The 23,984-nt window shown below is 60.7% G+C and carries 16 protein-coding genes, 2 tRNA genes and 3 rRNA genes; 16 read left to right on the top strand and 5 right to left on the bottom strand.

Annotation, left to right across the window (positions count from 1 at the left end):
- Positions 1-52: 52 nt before the first annotated feature.
- Complete coding sequence (rapA, locus tag QN085_RS19995; protein WP_041505639.1) at positions 53-2,899, bottom strand: RNA polymerase-associated protein RapA; 2,847 nt, start codon at positions 2,897-2,899, stop codon at positions 53-55.
- Positions 2,900-3,060: 161 nt separating this feature from the next.
- Between rapA and QN085_RS19990 the strand changes: the two genes are divergently transcribed.
- From QN085_RS19990 to QN085_RS19960, 7 genes are all read left to right on the top strand, one after another.
- Positions 3,061-3,756 (top strand): M949_RS01915 family surface polysaccharide biosynthesis protein, encoded by a 696-nt coding sequence (locus QN085_RS19990; protein ID WP_013973912.1) that lies wholly within the window; start codon positions 3,061-3,063, stop codon positions 3,754-3,756.
- Between the two features lie 63 nt (positions 3,757-3,819).
- Entirely contained in the window at positions 3,820-4,149 is a 330-nt protein-coding gene (locus QN085_RS19985) for a hypothetical protein (protein ID WP_003258942.1), read from the top strand.
- A 67-nt stretch (positions 4,150-4,216) separates the two neighbouring features.
- Positions 4,217-4,378 (top strand): hypothetical protein, encoded by a 162-nt coding sequence (locus tag QN085_RS19980; RefSeq protein ID WP_003258944.1) that lies wholly within the window; start codon positions 4,217-4,219, stop codon positions 4,376-4,378.
- A 135-nt stretch (positions 4,379-4,513) separates the two neighbouring features.
- Positions 4,514-4,630, top strand: coding sequence for a cytochrome c oxidase subunit CcoM (ccoM, locus tag QN085_RS19975; protein WP_003254862.1), 117 nt, complete (start codon positions 4,514-4,516; stop codon positions 4,628-4,630).
- 296 nt (positions 4,631-4,926) lie between these two features.
- A complete protein-coding gene (locus tag QN085_RS19970) occupies positions 4,927-6,915 on the top strand; it encodes an FUSC family protein (RefSeq protein ID WP_013973911.1) in 1,989 nt (662 codons plus the stop codon).
- Entirely contained in the window at positions 6,902-7,108 is a 207-nt protein-coding gene (locus QN085_RS19965) for a DUF1656 domain-containing protein (protein ID WP_013973910.1), read from the top strand. The genes QN085_RS19970 and QN085_RS19965 overlap by 14 nt, the downstream gene beginning before the upstream one ends.
- A gap of 12 nt (positions 7,109-7,120) precedes the next feature.
- Entirely contained in the window at positions 7,121-7,990 is an 870-nt protein-coding gene (locus QN085_RS19960; RefSeq protein ID WP_015271522.1) for an efflux RND transporter periplasmic adaptor subunit, read from the top strand.
- 39 nt (positions 7,991-8,029) lie between these two features.
- Here QN085_RS19960 and QN085_RS19955 read toward each other — a convergent pair whose 3' ends face one another.
- A complete protein-coding gene (locus tag QN085_RS19955; protein WP_013973908.1) occupies positions 8,030-8,788 on the bottom strand; it encodes an SDR family NAD(P)-dependent oxidoreductase in 759 nt (252 codons plus the stop codon).
- 112 nt (positions 8,789-8,900) lie between these two features.
- Between QN085_RS19955 and QN085_RS19950 the strand changes: the two genes are divergently transcribed.
- Complete coding sequence (locus tag QN085_RS19950) at positions 8,901-9,809, top strand: LysR family transcriptional regulator (RefSeq protein ID WP_013973907.1); 909 nt, start codon at positions 8,901-8,903, stop codon at positions 9,807-9,809.
- A 123-nt stretch (positions 9,810-9,932) separates the two neighbouring features.
- Positions 9,933-10,268: a DUF2025 family protein gene (locus tag QN085_RS19945; protein WP_013973906.1), complete on the top strand. Its 336-nt coding sequence runs from the start codon at positions 9,933-9,935 to the stop codon at positions 10,266-10,268.
- Positions 10,269-10,447: 179 nt separating this feature from the next.
- Here QN085_RS19945 and QN085_RS19940 read toward each other — a convergent pair whose 3' ends face one another.
- Positions 10,448-13,033, bottom strand: coding sequence for a bifunctional diguanylate cyclase/phosphodiesterase (locus QN085_RS19940; RefSeq protein WP_013973905.1), 2,586 nt, complete (start codon positions 13,031-13,033; stop codon positions 10,448-10,450).
- A 51-nt stretch (positions 13,034-13,084) separates the two neighbouring features.
- Complete coding sequence (locus QN085_RS19935; protein ID WP_041506417.1) at positions 13,085-14,158, bottom strand: diguanylate cyclase; 1,074 nt, start codon at positions 14,156-14,158, stop codon at positions 13,085-13,087.
- A gap of 130 nt (positions 14,159-14,288) precedes the next feature.
- Between QN085_RS19935 and QN085_RS19930 the strand changes: the two genes are divergently transcribed.
- Complete coding sequence (locus tag QN085_RS19930) at positions 14,289-15,380, top strand: MBL fold metallo-hydrolase (RefSeq protein ID WP_013973903.1); 1,092 nt, start codon at positions 14,289-14,291, stop codon at positions 15,378-15,380.
- 3 nt (positions 15,381-15,383) lie between these two features.
- On the opposite strand, the gene QN085_RS19925 is transcribed toward QN085_RS19930, so the two are convergent.
- Positions 15,384-16,280 carry a formate/nitrite transporter family protein gene (locus QN085_RS19925; RefSeq protein ID WP_013973902.1) on the bottom strand — a complete coding sequence of 299 codons (897 nt, stop codon included), beginning with the start codon at positions 16,278-16,280 and terminating at the stop codon, positions 15,384-15,386.
- Positions 16,281-16,739: 459 nt separating this feature from the next.
- On the opposite strand from QN085_RS19925, the gene QN085_RS19920 reads away from it, so the two are divergent.
- The 6 genes from QN085_RS19920 to QN085_RS19895 all read left to right on the top strand — a co-directional run bounded on the left by QN085_RS19920 (position 16,740) and on the right by QN085_RS19895 (position 23,929).
- Positions 16,740-18,276, top strand: a 16S ribosomal RNA gene (locus QN085_RS19920).
- Positions 18,277-18,361: 85 nt separating this feature from the next.
- Positions 18,362-18,438, top strand: a tRNA-Ile gene (locus QN085_RS19915).
- Positions 18,439-18,464: 26 nt separating this feature from the next.
- Positions 18,465-18,540: transfer RNA gene (locus tag QN085_RS19910), tRNA-Ala, on the top strand.
- A 243-nt stretch (positions 18,541-18,783) separates the two neighbouring features.
- A 23S ribosomal RNA gene (locus QN085_RS19905) occupies positions 18,784-21,675 on the top strand.
- Between the two features lie 131 nt (positions 21,676-21,806).
- Positions 21,807-21,922 (top strand): 5S ribosomal RNA (gene rrf / locus QN085_RS19900).
- Together the 16S, 23S and 5S rRNA genes with 2 tRNA genes alongside form the textbook arrangement of a ribosomal RNA operon.
- Positions 21,923-22,285: 363 nt before the next feature.
- Positions 22,286-23,929 (top strand): acetolactate synthase large subunit, encoded by a 1,644-nt coding sequence (locus QN085_RS19895; protein ID WP_041505641.1) that lies wholly within the window; start codon positions 22,286-22,288, stop codon positions 23,927-23,929.
- Positions 23,930-23,984: the final 55 nt, after the last annotated feature.

Raw genomic sequence — 23,984 nt, 5'->3', positions numbered from 1 at the left:
CCCTTTCGCGACACAAGGCCGCTCCCACAAAGGCGGCGGTGTCTGGCCTGTATTAGCCAGCCACCAGCACGCGAATGGCTTCCAGGCGCAGGGCGGCCTTTTCCAGCATCGCCAGGCCCTCTTCGCGCTGCTTGCGCAGCGCTTCGATCTCGCTGTCGCGCACGCTCGGGTTGACCGCTTGCAGGGCGACCAGACGGGCCAGTTCTTCGTCGGCCTCCGCTTTAAGGCGGCGCTGGGCCTCGGCCACGCGCTCGACGTGGGCCGGCATGACCTTGGCCTCGCCGCTGCCGATGCGCTGGGCCAGCACGTCACGCTGGGCCTGGACGAACTTGTTGGCGCTGGCGCGTGGCACGCTTTCCAGCTGGTCGTTGAGGGTTTCGAAGGCCACGCGGGACGCCAGGTCGTTGCCGTTGGCATCGAGCAGGCAGCGCAATGCCGCCGGTGGCAGGTAACGCCCCAGTTGCAGGCTGCGCGGTGCCACCACCTCGCTGACGAACAGCAGTTCAAGCAGCACGGTCCCGGGTTTGAGCGCCTTGTTCTTGATCAGCGCCACGGCGGTGTTGCCCATCGAGCCGGACAGCACCAGATCCATGCCGCCTTGTACCATCGGGTGTTCCCAGGTGAGGAACTGCATGTCCTCGCGCGACAGCGCCTGGCCACGGTCGTAGGTGATGGTCACGCCTTCGTCGTCACCCAGCGGGAAGCTGGCGTCGAGCATCTTTTCGCTCGGCTTGAGGATCAGGGCGTTCTCGGAATGGTCTTCGCTGTCGATGCCGAAGGCGTCGAACAGGGTTTCCATGTAGATCGGCAGGGCGAACTGGTCGTCCTGTTCGAGAATGTCCTCGACCAGCGCCTGGCCTTCGCCGGCACCGCCGGAGTTGAGCTCCAGCAGACGGTCACGGCCGGTATGCAGTTCGGCTTCCAGGCGTTCGCGTTCGCTGCGGGCGTCGGCCACCAGGGCTTCCCAGGCCTTGCTTTCGCCACCTTCAAGCAGTGGCAGCAGGCGCGGGCCGAACTGGTGCTGCAGGGCGTTGCCGGTAGGGCAGGTGTTGAGGAAGGCGTTGAGGCCTTCGTGGTACCACTGGAACAGGCGCTCTTGCGGGCTGTCCTGCAGGTACGGGATATGCAGCTGGATGGTGTGCTTCTGGCCGATACGGTCGAGGCGGCCGATGCGCTGTTCGAGCAGGTCGGGGTGCGCCGGCAGGTCGAACATCACCAGATGGTGGGCAAACTGGAAGTTGCGGCCTTCACTGCCGATCTCGGAGCAGATCAGCACCTGCGCGCCGAACTCTTCGTCAGCGAAGTAGGCGGCGGCGCGGTCACGTTCTAGGATGCTCATGCCCTCATGGAACACCGAGGCCGGGATGCCGGAGCGCACGCGCAGGGCGTCCTCCAGGTCCATCGCGGTTTCGGCATGGGCGCAGATCACCAGCACCTTGGTACGCTTTAGCATCTTCAGGGTGTCGATCAGCCAGTCGACGCGCGGGTCGAAACGCCACCAGCGCTCGTCATCGGCCACCTCGCCCTGGGCCTGGAAGGCGACTTCCGGGTACAGCTCGGCATGTTCGCCGGCTGGCAGGTCGCGGTACTGCTCGGGCGTCGCCAGTGGGTAAGGGTGCAGCTGGCGCTCAGGGAAGCCCTGGATCGCCGCGCGGGTGTTACGGAACAGCACGCGGCCGGTGCCGTGGCGGTCGAGCAGCTCACGGATCAGGCGCGCGCTGGCCTGGGTATCGCCGTCGCTGACCGCGGCCAGCAGGGCTTCGCCTTCGGCACCCAGGAAGCCCTGGATGGTGGCGTGGGCCTTGGGCGACAGGCGGCCTTCGTCGAGCAGTTCCTGTACGGCTTCAGCCACCGGGCGATAGTGCTCGCTCTCGGCGCGGAAGGCGGCCAGGTCGTGGAAACGGTTGGGGTCGAGCAGGCGCAGGCGGGCGAAGTGGCTGTCCTGGCCGAGCTGCTCGGGGGTGGCCGTGAGCAGCAGCACGCCCGGGATCACTTGGGCCAGCTGTTCGACCAGGCCGTATTCGGCGCTGACCTGGTCTTCGTGCCAGACCAGGTGGTGGGCTTCGTCCACCACCATCAGGTCCCAGCCAGCGGCGAACAGCGCGTCCTGGGCCTTTTCGTCTTCTACCAGCCACTCCAGTGCCACCAGCGCCAGCTGGGCATCCTCGAACGGGTTGCTGGCGTCGCTTTCGATGAAACGCTCGGCGTCGAACAGGGCCACCTGCAGGTTGAAGCGGCGGCGCATTTCCACCAGCCACTGGTGCTGGAGGTTTTCCGGTACCAGGATCAGAACGCGGCTGGCGCGGCCAGACAGCAGCTGGCGATGGATCACCAGGCCGGCTTCGATGGTTTTGCCCAGGCCTACTTCGTCGGCCAACAAGACGCGTGGCGCGCTGCGGTCGGCGACTTCGCGGGCGATGTGCAACTGGTGGGCGATGGGTTGGGCACGGCAGCCGCCCAGGCCCCACAGCGCCGACTGCATCTGCTTGCTGGTGTGCTGCAGGGTGTTGTAGCGCAGGCTGAACCACGAGAGCGGGTCGATCTGCCCGGCGAACAGGCGGTCGCTGGCCAGGCGGAACTGGATGAAGTTCGACAACTGGGTTTCTGGCAGGGTGCGCGGCTGGTTCTGCCCGTCCAGGCCGTGGTAGACCATCAGCCCGTCGATGTCCTCGACCTCGCGCACGGTCAACTTCCAGCCTTCGAAGTGGGTGATCTGGTCACCTGGCGAGAAGCGCACGCGGGTCAGCGGCGCATTGCGCAGGGAATACTGGCGGGTGTCGCCAGTGGCCGGGTAGAGCACGGTCAACAGGCGGCCATCCTGCGCCAGGATGGTACCCAGGCCGAGCTCGGCTTCGCTGTCGCTGATCCAGCGTTGCCCCGGTTGATACTGCTGCGCCATACTGCCTGAACTCCCGCGATGAAAAAGCCGGTTATGTTAACGGATCGGCCGGTCAGACCAAAGTGCCGAGCGCATCGAAAGGTGCCGAAGTGCGATAGGTAGCAACAGTCTAGCCGCTTCATCGTCCCCCACCGTGCTGCCGACGAGGGCTCCGGATCAACATGTCTGCCAAGCACCGCTGGATCAGCGCTTCGATGGCCGTGGGCAGCCTGTTGCTGCTGGCCGCCTGCGAGCAGAAAAACTTCGAGACCTTGCCCGCCATCCCGATCGAACAGCTCGAGGTGCTGGGCGTGCAGACGCCGATCAAGAGCGTGCACTTTCGTGACCGCGACGGTGAAGGCCTGCTGGTGTTGAGCCGCAGCGATGGCCAGGCCAGCGACCCGGAAAGCGAGCAGGAAGTCGACAAGGTGGTACTCAAGGCCACGCTGTACGGGCGCAAGGCCGAAAACGACGCTTTCAAGGCGCGCTGGCAGATCGAACAGGAAACCACCTGCCCGGGCCTGGACCTGGATGTGGACTTCTATAACGACGTCAGCGATGTCGGCGACCTGAACAAGGACGGCATCGCCGAGGTGACGGTTGCCAGCCACGCATTCTGTGGCGGTGGCATCGACCCGCACGACATCGCCATCGAGATGCGCGAAGGGCAGGCCAGCTACAGCATCACCGGCCAGTCGCTGATCACCCCGGCGGGTGAAGAGCCGATCGGCGGTGAGCGTGAGGACAGCGCCTCGCTAAAATCCGCGCCGCAGGTGCTGCGCGAGCACATGGACGGGGTCTGGCAGCAGGTGTACAAGCGGCCCTGGAGCGAGGCCAGCCCACCTAGCGACGATAACCCTGACGACGAAGCCGAATAAGTGTTGTGCCTGCCATCAAGGTAAACCCGCGCCTGCCGATACAGGGGGCATAGGAGAACGTCCATGCTGCCACCGATCATTCCGCTCAGTGCCGCCCCGGTGACCTCGCAACAGGACCCGGTCAAGCCGACACCCGACATCAAGCCGGTGGTGCCGACCCAGCCTGCATCCGGTGAAAGTGCCATCGACCTCAAGCAGCAGCGTGACCCGCAGGAGCAGGCGCTGCTGCTGCGCGACGAGCAGCGCCGCCAGCAGCAACGTCGGCAGAAGGGCGACGACGAACGCTACAGTGCAATGCCGGGTGACGAGGTCAACGCCGACAACACCGTGCCGGTAGCGCCATTGATGGGCGAGCATGTACGCCAGGGGCTGCTGGTGGACATCGAAGTCTGACATGGGGCTGGTCAGCGCCAGCGCCTGGCTTCATCATGCAAGTCTCAGTTGATCGTCGAGCCCACCCATGAGCCAAGACAACCTCATCGATTTCGATGCCGAACGCGCCAAGCGCGTCCACGACCTCAAGGAAAAGCGCCTGAACGAAATGCGCAATGCGTTCGAGCAGGCCCTGCCGTTGAACAGTGCCAAGAAAAAGAAGCCCAAGGGCAAGCCGAAGAAGCGCTGAAACTTGACGCAGGTCAACCCTGCACCCGCCTCGCGTGCCCGGCCCCGGGCACCATTGACCCCGATCAATTTTCCCCGCCTCCACATTGGTTAACTTGCACCCATCGGACAACGGCAAACGAATGGGGAGGCCAGCATGTTCTTCGACAACGTGGTTATCGCCGGAGTGGTGACGGTCGGGTTGATGGTCGCATTCTTTGCCGGTCTGGGCATTTTCATCTGGAAGGACTCGAACAAGCGCAAACCGCGCTGACCTTCCGGGTACACGAGCACGCAAGGCATTTAGGGCGACTTCGGTCGCCCATTTTTTTTGCCTGCAATTTTTGTGTTGCCTGTACCGGCCTCTTCGCGGGCACTCCCGCTCCCACAATGACTTCACAGGATTCGGACTGTGCGCGGTCCCATGTGGGAGCGGGCGTGCCCGCGAAGAGGGCAGCACAGGAGAGCTGTCCATAACAAAGATGATTAGCTAGCTAATTAATCGTTTCCGCTTTATCCTTCCCACCATTGTCTATCTTTCTACAAGACCATCCCTTCAAGGTCCGTCTCGTGCCCATCACCTTCCAGGCCCTGTTCGCTCCCAGCAGCCTCGCCCTCAAGTTCGCCATCAAGACCCTGCTCGGTGGCGGCCTCGCCCTGTGGTTGGCGATGCGCTGGGGCCTGGAGCAACCGTCCTGGGCCCTGATGACCGCTTTCATCGTCGCCCAGCCGTTGTCAGGCATGGTGGTGCAGAAGGGCCTGGCGCGGCTGGCCGGCACCCTGGTCGGCACGTTTATGTCGGTGCTGTTCATCGGTCTGTTTGCCCAGACCCCCGGTCTGTTCCTGCTCACCCTGGCCCTGTGGCTGGCCCTGTGCACTGCCGCCTCCACCCAGTTGCGTAGCGCCTGGGCCTATGCCTTCGTGTTGGCAGGCTACACGGCGGCGATCATTGCCCTGCCGGCCATCGATCACCCGTTGCAGGTGTTCGACCAGGCCGTGGCGCGCTGTACCGAGATCTGCCTGGGTATCTTCTGTGCCACCGCCAGCAGCGCCTTGCTCTGGCCCATGCGGGTAGAGCAGCAACTGGGCGGGCAGGCCCGTCAGGCCTGGCAGAACGGCCTGCAGGCCGCCAGTGCCATGCTGGGCGGTGAAGACGAGGCGCGCAAAGGCCTGCTGGAGAGCCTGGGGCGTATCGTTGCCATCGACAGCCAACGCGAACACGCCTGGTTCGAAGGCAACCGCGGGCGCCAGCGCGCTCGTGCCATTCGCGGCCTGAGCCAGAAACTGATGGTGCTGCTGCGCATTTCCCGTTCGGTGCGCCGCCAGTGGCGGCAACTTGATGAGGGCGAGGCCGAACGCCTGGCGCCCTGGCTGGAGGAGGTGCGCGCACTGTTGGGCAAGCCCGATCAGCCGAGCCTTTTGCTTCTGCGCCAACGCATCTGGGATGCTGCCCACGATGATCAGATCAGCCCGGCGGAGCACTTTTGCCTGGCACGCATGGCACTGCTGCTGGATTACGCCATGGCTGCCAGCCAGGCGCTGGAGGATGTGGAGGCGGGCAGGGCGCCCAAGGATGTGTCTCAGGGCCTGGCTGCGCACCGCGACTGGTCGCTGGCCTTGCTGTTCGGCTCACGCAGTGCGCTGGCCTTTCTGGTGATGAGTGGTTTCTGGCTGGCCACCGCCTGGCCTTCGGCACCGGGTGGCCTGGTGCTGACCTGTGTGGTCTGCAGCCTGTTCGCCAGCCGCGAGAATGGTGCGCAGATCGGCCTGAGCTTTTTACGAGGGATCCTCCTGGCAATACCGGCGGCTTTTCTGGTCGGGCAGATTCTGCTGCCGCAATGGAGCAGCTTCGCCATGCTCTGCCTGGGCATGGGGGTGCCGCTGTTTCTTGGTGCGCTGGGCATGGCTCACCCGCGGACCGGGGCCACGGCTACTTCTTATTGCCTACATTTCATCGTGCTGGTGTCGCCGCTCAACGCCATGCAGTTCGGCGTGGCCACCATGCTCAACAGTGCCTTGGCCATGCTGGTGGGTGTGTCGGCGGCGGTGATGGCCTTCCGCTTGTTGGTGTTTCGCCACCCGGCCTGGCTGGGCCAGCGCCTGCGCGCGGCGACCCAGAATGACCTGGTGCGCCTGACCCGGCGCGACCTGCGCGGGGCCGACAGCTGGTTTGGCGGGCGCATGGCCGACCGCCTGATGCAACTGGCGCGGCATGCCGGCGACCTGCCCGAGAGCGAACGCAAGCGCTGGGACGACGGCCTGCACGGCCTGGATATCGGCGACGAACTGGTGCATTTGCGCATGTGCCTGGCGGTCGCCAAGGCCCCGTTGGGACGGGCCGAGCGCGAATACCTGCAGCAGGTAGAGGCAGTGCTGGCCAAAGGGCCGGCGCCAGGGCGTGGGCAGAGCCTGGATGCCGCAAGCGAACAGTTCATTGGCGCCTTGCGCCGTCTACCCTCCAGCGATCCGCTGCGGTTGGCCGAAGGGGCGGTGCTGCAACTGCAAAAAAGCTGGGGCAAGTGGTGCCGTTGGCAGGAGGAATCCCATGGGGTTGCGTGAGTGGGAATTGGGCGGCGTGCTGTTCAGCCCTTTCCTGGTTTATGTGTTGATGGCGCTGGTGCTTACCGGCGTGTTGCGTCTGGTGGTGCAGGCCACGCCGTTGGGGCGCTGGATCTGGCATGAAGCGCTGTTCGATGCGGCGTTGTTCGTTTGTGTGTTGTTCCTGGTAGTGCGACTGCTGGGAGCGTTATAAAGGAGTGTTTCGATGCGTGCGGCCGTACGTACCCTGGTCACCTTGTGTGTGGTGGCCCTTGCCGTCTTCGCCGGCTATCAGCTGTGGCAGTACTACATGCTCACCCCCTGGACCCGCGATGCCCGTGTGCGCGCCGATGTGGTGGTGATCGCCCCCGATGTGTCCGGCTGGGTGCGCGAACTGAAGGCCCGTGACAATCAGCAGGTCAAGGCCGGCGACCTGCTGATGAGCATCGACCGGGAACGCTTCCAGGCTGCTTTCGACCAAGCCAGCGCGGTGACCGAAACCCGCAGCCAGCAACTGCGCCTGCGCGAGCGTGAAGCGGCCCGGCGTACCGCACTTGGGCCGGAGGCTATCAGTGCCGAATTGCGGGAAAACGCCCAGATCAATGCGGCCATCGCCCGCGGTGAGCTGCATGAGGCCGAGGCACAATTGCAGGTCGCCAAAATCAACCTGGCGCGCAGTGAAGTGCGGGCGCCGCGCAGCGGGCATATCACCAACCTGCGCCTGGCCGAGGGCAACTATGTGAATACCGGGGAGGCGGTGATGGCCCTGGTGGACGATTCAACCTTCTATATCCAGGCCTATTTCGAGGAAACCAAGCTGCCACGCATTCGTGTGGGGGATGCGGTGAAGGTCTGGCTGATGGGCGCGGGCGAACCGATGCAAGGGCATGTAGAAAGCATCAGCCGTGGTATCACCGACCGCAACAGCAACCCCGACAGCCAGTTGCTGCCGGAGGTCGAGCCGACCTTCAACTGGGTGCGACTGGCGCAGCGGATACCGGTAAGGATTCGCCTGGACCAGGTGCCGGAGGGGGTGACCCTGAGTGCGGGGATGACAGCCAGTGTGCAGGTGCATGAGGAGCAGAGTCGGCCGTGAGGGCCAAAGGGGCTGCTAAGCAGCCCCAGATCCTCGATTTCAGAGGAACATCCCGCCCGAAACCTCCAGCCGTTGCCCGTTGATCCAGCCGTTGCCATCTTCCAGCAACAGCGCAATCGCTGCCCCGATATCATCCGGCAAGCCCACCCGCCCCAGCGCCGTGTTGCCGGCAATGTATTCATTAACCTGTCGGTTATCCCGCACCACGCCGCCGCCAAAATCGGTCTCGATCGCCCCCGGCGCCAGAATGTTCACACGAATCCCACGTGCTCCCAGTTCCTTGGCCTGATAGCGGGTCAGCACCTCCATCGCCCCCTTCATCGCGGCATAGGCGGCATACCCCGGTAGCGCAAAGCGCGCCAGGCCAGTGGAAATGTTGACGATGCGGCCATTGTCGACCAGCAACGGCAGCAGGCGCTGGGTAAGGAAGAACGGACCCTTCAGCTGGATGTTCAGCAACTGGTCGAACTGTGCCTCGCTGGTTTCGGTGTATGGCACGTTCAATCCGATCCCGGCATTGTTCACCAGAAAGTCGAAGCGCTCGCGGCCGAAGTGTTGCTGCAGGGTTGCGCCGAGGCATTCGGCGAAACCGGCAAAGCTGGCGCTGTCGCTGACGTCCAGTTGCAGCATGATGGCCTTGACCCCGGCCTGCTCCAGCCGGGCGGCGACGGCATGGGCTTCCTCCGCCTTGCTGTGGTAAGTGCCGATGACATCGATGCCGCGTGCGGCCAGGTGTTCTGCGGTGTTGCGGCCCAGGCCGCGGCTGGCGCCAGTGATCAGGGCAATCTTGCGGGTCATGGTGAAAACCTCATGGTGAGCTGATGAGCACAGGTTATTGGTCGGTGTGGTGCTGTTAAATCCAGCGAATATGGAAATACTGTTCGGTAAAACCGGATAGACGAGGGCTGAATTGAACAAGCTGGAGTTGTTGCGCACCTTTGTTCGGGTCTGCGAGGTCAGCAGTTTCACCTTGGCTGCCGAGAGCTTGGGGCTGCCCCGTTCGACTGTGTCGGAGCAGGTCAGGGCGCTCGAGCGTTTGCTGGGTACGCAGCTGTTCAACCGCACCACCCGCCGGGTACAGGCGACCCAGGATGGCGTCTTGCTGTACGAGCGCAGCAAGGACCTGCTGTCGGGCATGGACGAAATCGAGGGCTTGTTCCGCGCCGACGATGCCGAGCTGGCCGGGCGCCTGCGCGTCGATTTGCCGACAATGATGGCCCGCCGGGTCATCATCCCGGCGTTGCCGCAGTTTCTGCAGCGCTTCCCGCGCCTGGAGGTGGAGCTCAGTTGTACCGACCGCCAGGTCGACCTGCTGCGTGAAGGCTTCGATTGCGTGATGCGCATTGGTGCCCTGCATGACCTGGATGTGGTGGCGCGCCCGGTCGGCCAACTGAGCATGCGCAACTGTGCCAGCCCTGCCTACCTTGCACGCTACGGCGTGCCGCGCACGCTGCAGGACCTGGCCGAGCATCACTTGGTGCATTACGTGCGCACTCTGGGGGGGCGTAGTGCCGGTTTCGAATTTCTGCAGGACGGTGAACTGCATTTCCAGGCCATGGCCGGCGTGGTCACAGTGAACAATGCCGAGGCCTACTCGGCGGCCTGCCTGGCCGGGTTGGGGCTGATCCAGGTGCCGGCGGTGGGCGTGGCCGAGCACCTGCAGCGCGGTGAGCTGGTTTCGGTACTGGAAAGCTGGCAGGCCCCGGCCATGCCCGTGTCACTGTTGTATGCCCGGCAGCGGCATGTGCCACGCCGGGTGCAGGCCTTCATGCAATGGTTGGGCGAGGTGCTGCATTCACAGGTTGACGGTGGTTGCTGATCGATGAAAGCCGTGGCGCCTGTGTGATGGCTTGCGTTAGGCTGCCAGTCACGAGTTGTCCGGTAGAGGCAACCCTTTCCCGCCTGGCGTGCGTATCTTCCGATTTCATTGCGAGGTTACGTCATGGCCATCACTTCACAGGACATCTGCAACGCTGCCGACCAGCTCAAGGGCTTCGTCGGTTTTCATGGCAAGCGCGGCGTGCATATCGTGCGTTTTTCCGAAGACTCTTTCGGCATGGACGTGGCCGATGCCAGCATCACGCCCTGCAGCGAGTTTGTCTGGCGGCCCGAGCAAGGGCAGCGCATGGCTCTTTGCCGCGAACGGCTGGCGCTGTTGCTGGAGCAGCATGTGGATGACCGTTTGAACATCGGTGAACCGCTGCGCACCTACCTGCGCCGGCGCGACCTGCCGGAAATCGTGGCTGAACGCAGCTTGCAGCGGGACTCCGCTCTGTAATAGCGGAGTAACTGCCTCGCTCGAATACCGAAAACCTGCACCATCACTGTGGGAGCGGGTTCACCCGCGAACACCGGCGAAGCCGGTGCCATATACCGCGTTGCATTCTTCGCGGGTGAACCCGCTCCCACAGGGGGTGTGCAAGTATCAAACCTGCACTAGACAGTTACCTCCACGCGCTACAGGTAGGGCGCCGAGCGCTGGGATGCCTGCTGCATCAACGCCTCGAGCCCCGCACTGTCCAGCGGTCGGCTCAAGTAATAGCCCTGCACTTCATGGCAACGGTCCTTCTGCAGTGCCCTGAGCTGCTGCTCGCTTTCCACTCCTTCGGCCGTCACCGTCAGCCCCATCGCTTCGCCCAGGTTGATGATGGCCTGGACCACGGCGCGGTCGCTGCCAGCGGTGTTGTTCAGCCCGCCGATGAAGCGTTTGTCGATCTTGATGCTGTCGAACGGGTAGGTGCGCAAGTAGCCCAGCGACGAGTAGCCGGTGCCGAAGTCGTCCATGTTCAGGCGAACGCCCAGCTCTTTGAGCGACAGCATTGTGCCCAGTGCGCCTTCGATGTCATTGAGCATCACGTTCTCGGTAATTTCCAGCTCCAGGCGCTGTGCGGGGAAAGCGGTTTCCAGCAGGATCTCGCGTACATCCGCCACCACATCGCTGCGCTGGAACTGCGCAGGTGACAGGTTCACGGAGACCAGAACATCGGCGGGCCAGTCATGGGCAGTGCGGCAGGCTTCGCGCAACACCCAGCGGCCCAGCGCGACAATGATGTCACTCTGTTCGGCCAAGGGGATGAAGGTGTCCGGCCCCAGCAACCCTTCCTGCGGATGCTGCCAGCGCAGCAAGGCCTCGACTGCGACGATGCGCAGGTCGCTGAGGCGGTAGCGCGGCTGGTAGTGCAGCTCGAATTCCTGGTTGCGCAGGGCTCGCCGCATGTCGTTCTCCAGTTGGCGGCGGTACTGGATCTGCTGGTTCATTTCGGCAGCGAAATAGCGCCAGGTGCTCTTGCCGTCGGCCTTGGCCTGGTACAGGGCGATATCGGCGCAGCGGATCAGCTCGCCGGCATCGAAGCCCTGGGTACGGGTCTGGGCGACTCCGATGCTGGCGCCAACATGGAGGGTCTGGCTATCGAAGGCGATCGGTTGCTGCAGCAGGCTGATCAGGCGCGCACAGAAACGGTCGATCTCGCTGCGGTTGTCCATGCCGCTGAGCACCAGGAGGAACTCGTCGCCGCCCAAACGCGCGACCAGGTCGCCGTCGCGGGTAGTGTCGCGCAGGCGGTTCGCTACCTCCTGCAGCACCGCGTCACCGGCGGCATGGCCGAGAGAGTCGTTGATCGGCTTGAAGTTGTCCAGGTCCAGCAGCAGCAAGGTCAGTGGTGGCGAGTCGCTCCCACGTAACAGCGCCTGTTCCAGGTGGCGGGCTAGCTTGTTGCGGTTGGCCAGGCCGGTCAGCGGGTCGTGCAGCGACAGGTGCTGGATGCGTGCATGGGCATCGACTTCGTCGGTGATGTCACTGGCGGTGCCACGAAAACCGACGGGCTTGTCGTCGTACCAGATGGCGCGGGCCGAAATGCGGCAGTAGCGGTTCTGGCCATTCTGGTCGCGGTAGGTGCAGCGCAGGTTGGCCAGCTGTTGCGGGTCGGCCGCGGCCAGGGCATCCAGCCACGGCGAGAGCGGCGTGGTATCGCAGGCCAGCAACTGATTGAGCGGGTGGCCGAGCCAGTCGTCCACAGGGTAACCGGTAACGTTGACAAAACGTTGTGACAGATAGGTGAGGCGTTGCTGCCGATCGGTTTCCCAGATCCAGTCGGATGCCGACTCAGCCACCGCGCGAAAACGCTGTTCGCTGGCCTCCAGAGCCTGGTTGCTCTGCTGAAGGTGGGCGAGCGTGAGGTCGATCGCGCGCGAACTGCGCAAGGCATGACGGAACAGGTAGAGCATGACCAGGCCAAGTATCAGCAAGGCTCCCGACAGCGGGGGCAACACAGCACGCAGCAACTGGTGCCCTGGCAGCGGGCTGCTCCAGGACAGGTGGTAGCCGGTATCGCCGAGGTCGATGCGCAGGTGGCCGTGCTCGCCCACATCATTTTTCTCCACGTGCATACCGCTCAGGCCGGCACCGCTGCTCAGTTGCGCCAGCTTGTCCTCGGTGAGCTGGTCGACAAACAGCATTACCGGCGCCTGGCTGACCTCGCTCTCGGTGACATCCCGGTCCGGGCGCACCGCCGCAGCACTGAGCACGGCCGGCCAACCGTTGAACAGGACGAAACGGGTGATCTGTTCACGGGGGATGGCCGCTGCCCGGGCCTGGTCGATGATTGGCTGCAGCGCTGCATCGATATAGGTATTGGCCGCCGCCTGGGTAGGCTGGCCTCTGAACAAGGCGTAGGTGGTGCGTGCGTCCTCCACCACGAACACTCCCTCATAGCCGCTGGCGCTGTACAGCGACTCGCCCACGTTCTTTTCTTCGTAGGCCCATTTCCAGTCGGCCTGCCCCGCCAGGTGTTCGAAGGCAGCATCCCATACGGCGTAGCTGGACAGGAATTGGCGCGATGCGAGCAACCGTTGCTCCAGCGCCTTGGATGCCTGCGAGGCGCTGCGCTGGCGCTCCTGATGGTCAAGAGTACCCGCGATATTGAACAGGGCGCCGACGATGACCAGGCAAGCCAGGCCGAAAACTGCGCTGAAGCCGGCAATCAAGCGACGCACCTGGAAGCGCGGGGTGGGGCTGGCGGTTGGAAGGTTGGCGGTCCTGGCCATGCGCGAGCGGCTCCTTCAGACAGCCTCCCGCCAGTTAGTCAGGAAGGAGGTTCAATCAGGATAGGCCAGCCTGAGCGTTGCAGCGTCGCTGCGGGCAAAATTGACCTGGTCGCGCCCGGCATGCTTGGCGGTATACAGCGCTTTGTCCGCCTGCTCGAGCCAGTGCTCGGGTGACTCCAGGTTGGCCTCGAATGCCGAAAGGCCGATGCTCAGGCTGATGCGCAGGTGCGGCAACTGCGGGTTGCGGTAGCTGGCGACCCGCTCGCGCAGGCGCTCCATGGCCAGGCACGCTTCGGCTTCGCTGGTATCCGGCAAGATCACGCAGAATTCGTCACCGCCGTAGCGCCCGGCCTGGTCGCCTTCGCGCAGGCTGTGCCGCAGCTCGGCGCCGAGTTGGCGCAGCACACAGTCGCCGACAACGTGACCGAACGTGTCGTTGATGGTCTTGAAGTGGTCGATGTCGATCAGGGCAATCACCGCGTGCCCCTTTTGCTGCTGGCAGGCCTGGAACTTCAGCAGCAGCAGGTCTTTCCAGGCACCGTGGTTGAGCAGGCCGGTCAGGCTGTCGGTGAGGCTCAGTGTACTCAGTCGGCGCTTGTGGTCGGCCAGCTTGATCGCCAGCTGGTAGCAGACCCAGCCCAGCGCCAGTGGGTAGAGCGTCAGCATCGGCAGGCAGGCATAGACCTGCAGGGGCGTGGCGTTCAGTTGCAGGCCAGGGCCCAGCAACAATATGGCGACGAGCATGCCGCCCAACTGGGCCAGCATCCCGCGAACGACCATGCGTTTGCCGCCGGCGGCGACGTTGTTCATGGTCATCATCGAAAGCACGGTCACACTGGGCAATGGATTGAAATGCATGGCGGCGGTCCAGAACCCACCCATCAAGGAGTCCAGAACCAGGTTGCGCTGTTCTGCCTGGTAGGGCGTGGCCGAACGGGCTGCCCACAGGTAGGCCACATGTGGCCACAAGAGGCCATTGAACAGTACCAGCAGCCATGCCCAGGTGGGCGGTGACAGCGGCGCCATGGCGGCCATGACACTGAACAGGCCGATTCCCAGGCCGATGACCCGCGGCAGGTAGATGCGTTTGGCGAATGAAAGTCCTTTGCCGCTGCGTTTATCCATCTTGATCATCGTTCTTCCGCTGAAGCACCGTTTATCGCATAACTTGCATGAATATTGTTGAACAGTGTTTCATCGACGAAAAATGACCTTACAAGCCAATTCATGGTTGATCCGATCACTGTGGGGTAGCATGAAGGCTTTCCTGTTGCTCGGAGTGTTGCTGATGGTCCCTTTGGCCAACCCCGCCGGCGAGCCGGCGCCACAGCGGGAAGGGCGTTTTCACAACCAGGCGTCGTTGCCACAGGATGGCGTATTGAAGAAGCTGCGCATCGGGCTCAAGTACCTGTTCCTGCGCAAACCGCCGCAAACCCGGCCGGCCACACCGGTCAGTCTCCAGCCCATGACCCGCCAGCAGGTGCTCGATGCGCCCGACCGAAGCCTTTGGCGCCTGGGCCATTCCACGGTATTGCTCAAGCTGCGTGGGCGCTTCTTTATTACCGACCCGGTATTCGCCGAGCGTGCCTCGCCAGTGCAGTGGGCCGGCCCGCTGCGTTTCCATGCGCCACCCTTGGCATTGGACCAATTGCCGCCATTGGCTGCGGTGGTACTGTCCCACGATCACTTCGATCATCTGGACGAACAGGCGATTCGCCAACTTGCACCGCGAACAAGTGTGTTCCTGGCCCCACTGGGCGTAGGCAACTTGCTGATTACCTGGGGCGTGGCACCGGCAAAGGTGCGGCAGCTGGACTGGTGGCAGGAAAGCGAGGTCGAGGGCGTACGCTTTGTCGCCACCCCGGCTCAGCACTTTTCCGGGCGTGGGCTGCTGGACAGCAACCGGACCTTGTGGGCGTCGTGGGTGATCGTCGACGAGGATGTGCGGGTATTCTTCAGTGGCGATACCGGCTACTTCGATGGGTTCAAGCAGATTGGCGAGCGCTTCGGGCCGTTCGACCTGACCTTGATCGAGACCGGGGCCTACAACGTCGCCTGGCCCGATGTGCACATGCAGCCGGAGCAGAGTCTGCAGGCCCATCTGGATTTACGCGGGCGTTGGCTGTTACCGATTCACAACGGCACTTTCGACCTGTCCAACCATGGTTGGCAGGAACCGTTCGAACGCATCCTGGCGCTGGCCAACCAGGCACAAGTGCGCCTGAGCACCCCGCAGATGGGGGAGCGGGTCAGCCTTGACTCTCCGCACGCCGGGCAGAACTGGTGGCAGCCACGGCCTGTGCGTCAGCGCGGCCAGGCAAACGAGCGCGTTGTAGCGGCACGCTGAGGTTCATTTGTTGCCGTTGTTGCGGCGCGGGGAGGGTGGCTGGTCCTCGTTCAGTAGCCGTGAGGGCGGTTTGCCGCTGTCGCTGCGCACCTGTGCATGGCTGATCAATCCGAAGATGAAACTGCCGCCGATGATGTTGCCCGCCAGTGTCGGCAGGGCGAACTCCAGCCAGAAACTGCTCCAGGTTTCATCGCCGGCCCAGACCAGATAGGACACCTCGACCGAGCCGACCACTATATGGGTGAAGTCGCCCAGGGCCATCAGATAGGTGATCATCAGGATGATCCAGATCTTGGCATGTTCCATCGACGGGATCATCCAGACCATGGTGGCGATCATCCACCCCGATACGATGCCTTTGGCGAACATCTGGCTGACATCGTTTTTCATGACCTTGCGGCCAACCTCCAGGAAGGCCACGTCGGTCTTGCTGTCGAAGATCGGCAGCTCCAGCATTACCCAGGCCACCAGCAAGGTGCCGGCGAGGTTGCCAAGCAGTACCACGCTCCAAAGGCGCAGCAGGCGCCCGAAGTTGGCCAGGGTGGGGGCCGTCATTACCGGCAACACGGCGGTCAGGGTGTTTTCGGTGAACAACTGCTGACGCGCCAGTATCACTGCAAGGAAGCCTGCGCTATAGCCGATGCTGGCGATAACCTGGGCACTGTCCCCCTCCGGCAGGCGTGCGTAGAACAGCCCCATGGCCATGAGCGACAACCCCATGGACAAGCCTGCGGCCAGAGCCGACCACCACAGTGCGGCGAGTGTTCGTTCCAGTTCCTGGTCGCCCTGGTAACGAATGATCTCGTGCAGCACTGCCGCGCGGGGCGGTTGGTTAAGGCTGACTTCCTGCTCCTCGTTCGCCGACAGGCCCGGGGTTTTCTCGCTTTGCGCATCGCTCATGGCCGCTACGCTCCGTTGGGTGGTGTTTCTCTACAGATTCGCGGCGCTTTCATTAGTTGCCGACGAAGGTAAAACGCTGGCAGAAAGTTTTTTCAGATCAAGGTGTTGACTCTGATCTCAAAGCGCGTATTATTCGCCTCCTCGCAGCGTTGAACGCTTCGAGGCAAGCGGTAAGTTGTTGAAGTTGAAGGGTTTCGAAAGAAATCGGTTGTAAAAAACTTCAAAATAAACGCTTGACAGCAAATGAGGGAAGCGTAGAATGCGCGCCTCGGTTGAGACGAAGCGCTCTTAACCAAACGCTCTTTAACAAATCGAATCAAGCAATTCGTGTGGGTGCTTGTGAGTACGGACTGATAGTCACAAAGATTATCAGCGTCACAAGTGGCCATGCGAGAAATCACATAGTCATTTGAGATTGCTGAGCCAAGTTTAGGGTTTCTTAAAAACCCAGGCAGTATTGAACTGAAGAGTTTGATCATGGCTCAGATTGAACGCTGGCGGCAGGCCTAACACATGCAAGTCGAGCGGATGACGGGAGCTTGCTCCTTGATTCAGCGGCGGACGGGTGAGTAATGCCTAGGAATCTGCCTGGTAGTGGGGGACAACGTTTCGAAAGGAACGCTAATACCGCATACGTCCTACGGGAGAAAGCAGGGGACCTTCGGGCCTTGCGCTATCAGATGAGCCTAGGTCGGATTAGCTAGTTGGTGAGGTAATGGCTCACCAAGGCGACGATCCGTAACTGGTCTGAGAGGATGATCAGTCACACTGGAACTGAGACACGGTCCAGACTCCTACGGGAGGCAGCAGTGGGGAATATTGGACAATGGGCGAAAGCCTGATCCAGCCATGCCGCGTGTGTGAAGAAGGTCTTCGGATTGTAAAGCACTTTAAGTTGGGAGGAAGGGCAGTAAGTTAATACCTTGCTGTTTTGACGTTACCGACAGAATAAGCACCGGCTAACTCTGTGCCAGCAGCCGCGGTAATACAGAGGGTGCAAGCGTTAATCGGAATTACTGGGCGTAAAGCGCGCGTAGGTGGTTCGTTAAGTTGGATGTGAAAGCCCCGGGCTCAACCTGGGAACTGCATCCAAAACTGGCGAGCTAGAGTACGGTAGAGGGTGGTGGAATTTCCTGTGTAGCGGTGAAATGCGTAGATATAGGAAGGAACACCAGTGGCGAAGGCGACCACCTGGACTGATACTGACACTGAGGTGCGAAAGCGTGGGGAGCAAACAGGATTAGATACCCTGGTAGTCCACGCCGTAAACGATGTCAACTAGCCGTTGGAATCCTTGAGATTTTAGTGGCGCAGCTAACGCATTAAGTTGACCGCCTGGGGAGTACGGCCGCAAGGTTAAAACTCAAATGAATTGACGGGGGCCCGCACAAGCGGTGGAGCATGTGGTTTAATTCGAAGCAACGCGAAGAACCTTACCAGGCCTTGACATGCAGAGAACTTTCCAGAGATGGATTGGTGCCTTCGGGAACTCTGACACAGGTGCTGCATGGCTGTCGTCAGCTCGTGTCGTGAGATGTTGGGTTAAGTCCCGTAACGAGCGCAACCCTTGTCCTTAGTTACCAGCACGTTATGGTGGGCACTCTAAGGAGACTGCCGGTGACAAACCGGAGGAAGGTGGGGATGACGTCAAGTCATCATGGCCCTTACGGCCTGGGCTACACACGTGCTACAATGGTCGGTACAGAGGGTTGCCAAGCCGCGAGGTGGAGCTAATCTCACAAAACCGATCGTAGTCCGGATCGCAGTCTGCAACTCGACTGCGTGAAGTCGGAATCGCTAGTAATCGCGAATCAGAATGTCGCGGTGAATACGTTCCCGGGCCTTGTACACACCGCCCGTCACACCATGGGAGTGGGTTGCACCAGAAGTAGCTAGTCTAACCTTCGGGAGGACGGTTACCACGGTGTGATTCATGACTGGGGTGAAGTCGTAACAAGGTAGCCGTAGGGGAACCTGCGGCTGGATCACCTCCTTAATCGACGACATCAGCCTGCTGATGAGCTCCCACACGAATTGCTTGATTCATTGTAAAAGACGATGCTGTAACGCGACCCTGTTATAGGTCTGTAGCTCAGTTGGTTAGAGCGCACCCCTGATAAGGGTGAGGTCGGCAGTTCAAATCTGCCCAGACCTACCATTACATGGTTCAGCCGTAGAATACACGGGGCCATAGCTCAGCTGGGAGAGCGCCTGCCTTGCACGCAGGAGGTCAGCGGTTCGATCCCGCTTGGCTCCACCACTTTCGCCGTACGCAGTAACTTGTCAGAACTTAGAAATGAACATTCAGCTCGAATGTTGATTTCTGACTTTTGTCAGATCGTTCTTTAAAAATTCGGATATGTGATAGATATAGACTGATGACCAGTTTCACTGCTGGTTAATCAGGCTAAGGTAAAATTTGTGAGTTCTGCTCGAAAGAGCAACATGCGAATTTTCGGCGAATGTCGTCTTCACAGTATAACCAGATTGCTTGGGGTTATATGGTCAAGTGAAGAAGCGCATACGGTGGATGCCTTGGCAGTCAGAGGCGATGAAAGACGTGGTAGCCTGCGATAAGCTTTGGGGAGTCGGCAAACAGACTGTGATCCAGAGATCTCTGAATGGGGGAACCCACTCAGCATAAGCTGAGTATCTTGTACTGAATACATAGGTGCAAGAGGCGAACCAGGGGAACTGAAACATCTAAGTACCCTGAGGAAAAGAAATCAACCGAGATTCCCTTAGTAGTGGCGAGCGAACGGGGACCAGCCCTTAAGTTGATTTGAGATTAGTGGAACGCTCTGGAAAGTGCGGCCATAGTGGGTGATAGCCCCGTACACGAAAATCTCTTGTCAATGAAATCGAGTAGGACGGAGCACGAGAAACTTTGTCTGAATATGGGGGGACCATCCTCCAAGGCTAAATACTACTGACTGACCGATAGTGAACCAGTACCGTGAGGGAAAGGCGAAAAGAACCCCGGAGAGGGGAGTGAAATAGAACCTGAAACCGTATGCGTACAAGCAGTGGGAGCCTACTTTGTTAGGTGACTGCGTACCTTTTGTATAATGGGTCAGCGACTTATATTCAGTGGCGAGCTTAACCGAATAGGGGAGGCGTAGCGAAAGCGAGTCTTAATAGGGCGTTTAGTCGCTGGGTATAGACCCGAAACCGGGCGATCTATCCATGGGCAGGTTGAAGGTTAGGTAACACTGACTGGAGGACCGAACCGACTACCGTTGAAAAGTTAGCGGATGACCTGTGGATCGGAGTGAAAGGCTAATCAAGCTCGGAGATAGCTGGTTCTCCTCGAAAGCTATTTAGGTAGCGCCTCATGTATCACTCCAGGGGGTAGAGCACTGTTTCGGCTAGGGGGTCATCCCGACTTACCAAACCGATGCAAACTCCGAATACCTGGAAGTGCCGAGCATGGGAGACACACGGCGGGTGCTAACGTCCGTCGTGAAAAGGGAAACAACCCAGACCGTCAGCTAAGGTCCCAAAGTCATGGTTAAGTGGGAAACGATGTGGGAAGGCTTAGACAGCTAGGAGGTTGGCTTAGAAGCAGCCACCCTTTAAAGAAAGCGTAATAGCTCACTAGTCGAGTCGGCCTGCGCGGAAGATGTAACGGGGCTCAAACCATGCACCGAAGCTACGGGTGTCATCTTTGATGACGCGGTAGAGGAGCGTTCTGTAAGCCTGTGAAGGTGAGTTGAGAAGCTTGCTGGAGGTATCAGAAGTGCGAATGCTGACATGAGTAACGACAATGCGAGTGAAAAACTCGCACGCCGAAAGACCAAGGTTTCCTGCGCAACGTTAATCGACGCAGGGTTAGTCGGTCCCTAAGGCGAGGCTGAAAAGCGTAGTCGATGGAAAACAGGTTAATATTCCTGTACTTCCAGTTATTGCGATGGAGGGACGGAGAAGGTTAGGCCAGCCTGGCGTTGGTTGTCCAGGTTTAAGGTGGTAGGCTGAAATCTTAGGCAAATCCGGGATTTCAAGGCCGAGAGCTGATGACGAGTTGCCTTCAGGCGACGAAGTGGTTGATACCATGCTTCCAAGAAAAGCTCCTAAGCTTCAGATAACTGGGAACCGTACCCCAAACCGACACAGGTGGTTAGGTAGAGAATACCAAGGCGCTTGAGAGAACTCGGGTGAAGGAACTAGGCAAAATGGCACCGTAACTTCGGGAGAAGGTGCGCCGGCGAGGGTGAAGGACTTGCTCCGTAAGCCCATGCCGGTCGAAGATACCAGGCCGCTGCGACTGTTTATTAAAAACACAGCACTCTGCAAACACGAAAGTGGACGTATAGGGTGTGACGCCTGCCCGGTGCCGGAAGGTTAATTGATGGGGTTAGCGCAAGCGAAGCTCTTGATCGAAGCCCCGGTAAACGGCGGCCGTAACTATAACGGTCCTAAGGTAGCGAAATTCCTTGTCGGGTAAGTTCCGACCTGCACGAATGGCGTAACGATGGCGGCGCTGTCTCCACCCGAGACTCAGTGAAATTGAAATCGCTGTGAAGATGCAGTGTATCCGCGGCTAGACGGAAAGACCCCGTGAACCTTTACTATAGCTTTGCACTGGACTTTGAATTTGCTTGTGTAGGATAGGTGGGAGGCTTTGAAGTGGGGACGCCAGTTCTCATGGAGCCATCCTTGAAATACCACCCTGGCAACTTTGAGGTTCTAACTCAGGTCCGTTATCCGGATCGAGGACAGTGTATGGTGGGTAGTTTGACTGGGGCGGTCTCCTCCCAAAGAGTAACGGAGGAGTACGAAGGTGCGCTCAGACCGGTCGGAAATCGGTCGTAGAGTATAAAGGCAAAAGCGCGCTTGACTGCGAGACAAACACGTCGAGCAGGTACGAAAGTAGGTCTTAGTGATCCGGTGGTTCTGTATGGAAGGGCCATCGCTCAACGGATAAAAGGTACTCCGGGGATAACAGGCTGATACCGCCCAAGAGTTCATATCGACGGCGGTGTTTGGCACCTCGATGTCGGCTCATCACATCCTGGGGCTGAAGCCGGTCCCAAGGGTATGGCTGTTCGCCATTTAAAGTGGTACGCGAGCTGGGTTTAGAACGTCGTGAGACAGTTCGGTCCCTATCTGCCGTGGACGTTTGAGATTTGAGAGGGGCTGCTCCTAGTACGAGAGGACCGGAGTGGACGAACCTCTGGTGTTCCGGTTGTCACGCCAGTGGCATTGCCGGGTAGCTATGTTCGGAAGAGATAACCGCTGAAAGCATCTAAGCGGGAAACTTGCCTCAAGATGAGATCTCACTGGGATCTTGAATCCCCTAAAGGGCCGTCGAAGACTACGACGTTGATAGGTTGGGTGTGTAAGCGCTGTGAGGCGTTGAGCTAACCAATACTAATTGCCCGTGAGGCTTGACCATATAACACCCAAGCAATTTGCTAGCGCAGATTGCGGTGGTGAAGACGAAACGACCGAAAGTTCGCAACATCACAAATATCGCATATCCGAATTCGCTGGGCTGTCCATCTGGACATTCTGGCAACAGAATTTCTTGACGACCATAGAGCATTGGAACCACCTGATCCCATCCCGAACTCAGTAGTGAAACGATGCATCGCCGATGGTAGTGTGGGGTTTCCCCATGTGAGAGTAGGTCATCGTCAAGATTCATTTCGCAAAACCCCTATCTGCGCATGCAGGTAGGGGTTTTGTCTTTCTGGCGAAAAAATTCCCGGGCATACGCAGTCCCTGTGGGAGCGGGTTCACCCGCGAACACCGGCATAGCCGGTGCCATCCACCACGTCGCCCGCTTCGCGGCGGTTCGATGCCTCGACACGCCTGCTCCCACCCCGACCGCAAAATACCCAGGTTGCGACAATATTCCCGTCACATTCACGTGACTTTCCCGCATCCACCCTACGTCAAGACTTTGGTTCGGGGCACTCCTGGCCCCGGGCTGAGCGATGCCAGCGTACCGTGCTGCGCATTTCCGGACTTCCACCGTCCCATCACTTGAGGTAGCAAGCAAGATGGCCAAGGCCGCCGATGTCGTTGTGCAATGCCTGGAAAACGAAGGTGTCGAGTATGTATTCGGTATTCCCGGTGAAGAAAACCTCGATCTGCTGGAATCCCTGCGCAAGTCGAAGATCAAGCTGGTACTTACCCGTCACGAGCAGTCCGCAGGTTTCATGGCTGCCGCCTATGGTCGCCTGACCGGCAAGACCGGCGTCAGCCTGTCGACCCTCGGCCCTGGCGCCACCAACCTGGTCACCGCCAGTGCATACGCCTACCTGGGCGGCATGCCGATGATGATGATCACCGGCCAGAAGCCGATCAAGAAGTCCAAGCAGGGCCGCTTCCAGATCATCGACGTGTGCGGCATGATGGCCCCCATCACCAAGTACACCCACCAGTTCGCCTCCGCCGACAACATCCCGGCCCGTATGCGCGAAGCCTTCCGCCTGGCCGAAGAAGAGAAGCCGGGTGCCGTGCACCTGGAGCTGCCGGAAGACATCGCCGCCGAGCAGACCGAAAGCCTGCCGATTCCGCCTAGCCTGAGCCGCCGCCCGCTGGCCGAGCACAAGGCCATCGAAGCCGCCGTGGAAAAACTGCAGAAAGCCCGCAACCCGATCCTGGTGATCGGCGCCGGTGCCAACCGCAAGATGACCGCCAAGGTCCTCAAGCAGCTGATCGACAAGACCGGTATCCCGTTCATCACCACCCAGATGGGCAAAGGTGTGGTCGACGAGCGCCACCCGCGCTTCCTGGGCAACGCCGCACTGTCGTCGGGTGACTTCGTGCACCGTGCCGTCGAAGCCGCCGACCTGATCGTCAACATCGGCCACGACGTGATCGAGAAGCCACCGTTCTTCATGGTTCGTGGCGGCACCGAAGTCATTCACATCAACTTCCGCTCCGCCGAGGTCGATGCCGTGTACTTCCCGCAGGTTGAAGTGATTGGCGATATCGCCAACGCCGTATGGCAGATCAGCGAAGCGCTGACCGACACCACACACTGGGACTTCACCCGCCTGATGGCGATCCGTGAAGCCAACGAAGCGCAGATCGCCGAAGGTGCCGACGACAACCGCTTCCCGGTCTACCCGCAGCGCATGGTCGCCGACATCCGTCGCGTGCTGCCGTCCGAAGGCATCGTTGCCCTGGACAACGGTATCTACAAGATCTGGTTCGCCCGCAACTACAAGGCACACAAGCCGAACACCGTGCTGCTGGACAACGCCCTGGCAACCATGGGCGCCGGCCTGCCATCGGCCATGGCCGCGCACCTGGTGCACCCGGACCGCCCGGTGATCTCGGTTTGCGGCGACGGCGGTTTCATGATGAACAGCCAGGAGCTGGAAACTGCGGTACGCCTGGGCATGCACATCACCGTGGTGATCCTGCGTGACGACGGCTACGGCATGATCCGCTGGAAGCAGGCGAACATGGGCTTCACCGATTTCGGCCTGGACTACGGCAACCCGGACTTCGTCAAGTACGCCGAAGCCTACGGTGCCAACGGCCACCGCGTGGAAAGCGCCGAAGGCCTGCTGCCGCTGCTGGAGCACTGCATCAAGACCCCGGGCGTGCACGTGATCGACTGCCCGGTCGATTACAGCGAGAACGACCGCATCCTCAACAGCGAGCTGCGTGAGCGCGCGCTGGCGGTGTAAGGTGTAACGGCTTTATTGACATCAACCGGGCCACCACAGATACCTCCCGATCCTG

The sequence above is a fragment of the Pseudomonas sp. M2(2023) genome, assembly GCF_030263955.1.
GTDB lineage: Bacteria > Pseudomonadota > Gammaproteobacteria > Pseudomonadales > Pseudomonadaceae > Aquipseudomonas > Aquipseudomonas asiatica.
The sequence above is the reverse complement of the archived record's forward strand: the minus strand, read 5'-3'. Positions and strand labels throughout refer to the sequence as shown.

What these genes read in the sequence shown, in the direction of transcription:
- rapA (WP_041505639.1), bottom strand. Translation starts at nt 2,899, where the DNA reads ATGGCGCAGCAGTATCAACCGGGGCAACGCTGGATCAGCGACAGCGAA.
- QN085_RS19990 (WP_013973912.1), top strand. Translation starts at nt 3,061, where the DNA reads ATGTCTGCCAAGCACCGCTGGATCAGCGCTTCGATGGCCGTGGGCAGC.
- QN085_RS19985 (WP_003258942.1), top strand. Translation starts at nt 3,820, where the DNA reads ATGCTGCCACCGATCATTCCGCTCAGTGCCGCCCCGGTGACCTCGCAA.
- QN085_RS19980 (WP_003258944.1), top strand. Translation starts at nt 4,217, where the DNA reads ATGAGCCAAGACAACCTCATCGATTTCGATGCCGAACGCGCCAAGCGC.
- ccoM (WP_003254862.1), top strand. Translation starts at nt 4,514, where the DNA reads ATGTTCTTCGACAACGTGGTTATCGCCGGAGTGGTGACGGTCGGGTTG.
- QN085_RS19965 (WP_013973910.1), top strand. Translation starts at nt 6,902, where the DNA reads ATGGGGTTGCGTGAGTGGGAATTGGGCGGCGTGCTGTTCAGCCCTTTC.
- QN085_RS19960 (WP_015271522.1), top strand. Translation starts at nt 7,121, where the DNA reads ATGCGTGCGGCCGTACGTACCCTGGTCACCTTGTGTGTGGTGGCCCTT.
- QN085_RS19955 (WP_013973908.1), bottom strand. Translation starts at nt 8,788, where the DNA reads ATGACCCGCAAGATTGCCCTGATCACTGGCGCCAGCCGCGGCCTGGGC.
- QN085_RS19945 (WP_013973906.1), top strand. Translation starts at nt 9,933, where the DNA reads ATGGCCATCACTTCACAGGACATCTGCAACGCTGCCGACCAGCTCAAG.
- QN085_RS19940 (WP_013973905.1), bottom strand. Translation starts at nt 13,033, where the DNA reads ATGGCCAGGACCGCCAACCTTCCAACCGCCAGCCCCACCCCGCGCTTC.
- QN085_RS19935 (WP_041506417.1), bottom strand. Translation starts at nt 14,158, where the DNA reads ATGGATAAACGCAGCGGCAAAGGACTTTCATTCGCCAAACGCATCTAC.
- QN085_RS19930 (WP_013973903.1), top strand. Translation starts at nt 14,289, where the DNA reads ATGAAGGCTTTCCTGTTGCTCGGAGTGTTGCTGATGGTCCCTTTGGCC.
- QN085_RS19925 (WP_013973902.1), bottom strand. Translation starts at nt 16,280, where the DNA reads ATGAGCGATGCGCAAAGCGAGAAAACCCCGGGCCTGTCGGCGAACGAG.
- QN085_RS19895 (WP_041505641.1), top strand. Translation starts at nt 22,286, where the DNA reads ATGGCCAAGGCCGCCGATGTCGTTGTGCAATGCCTGGAAAACGAAGGT.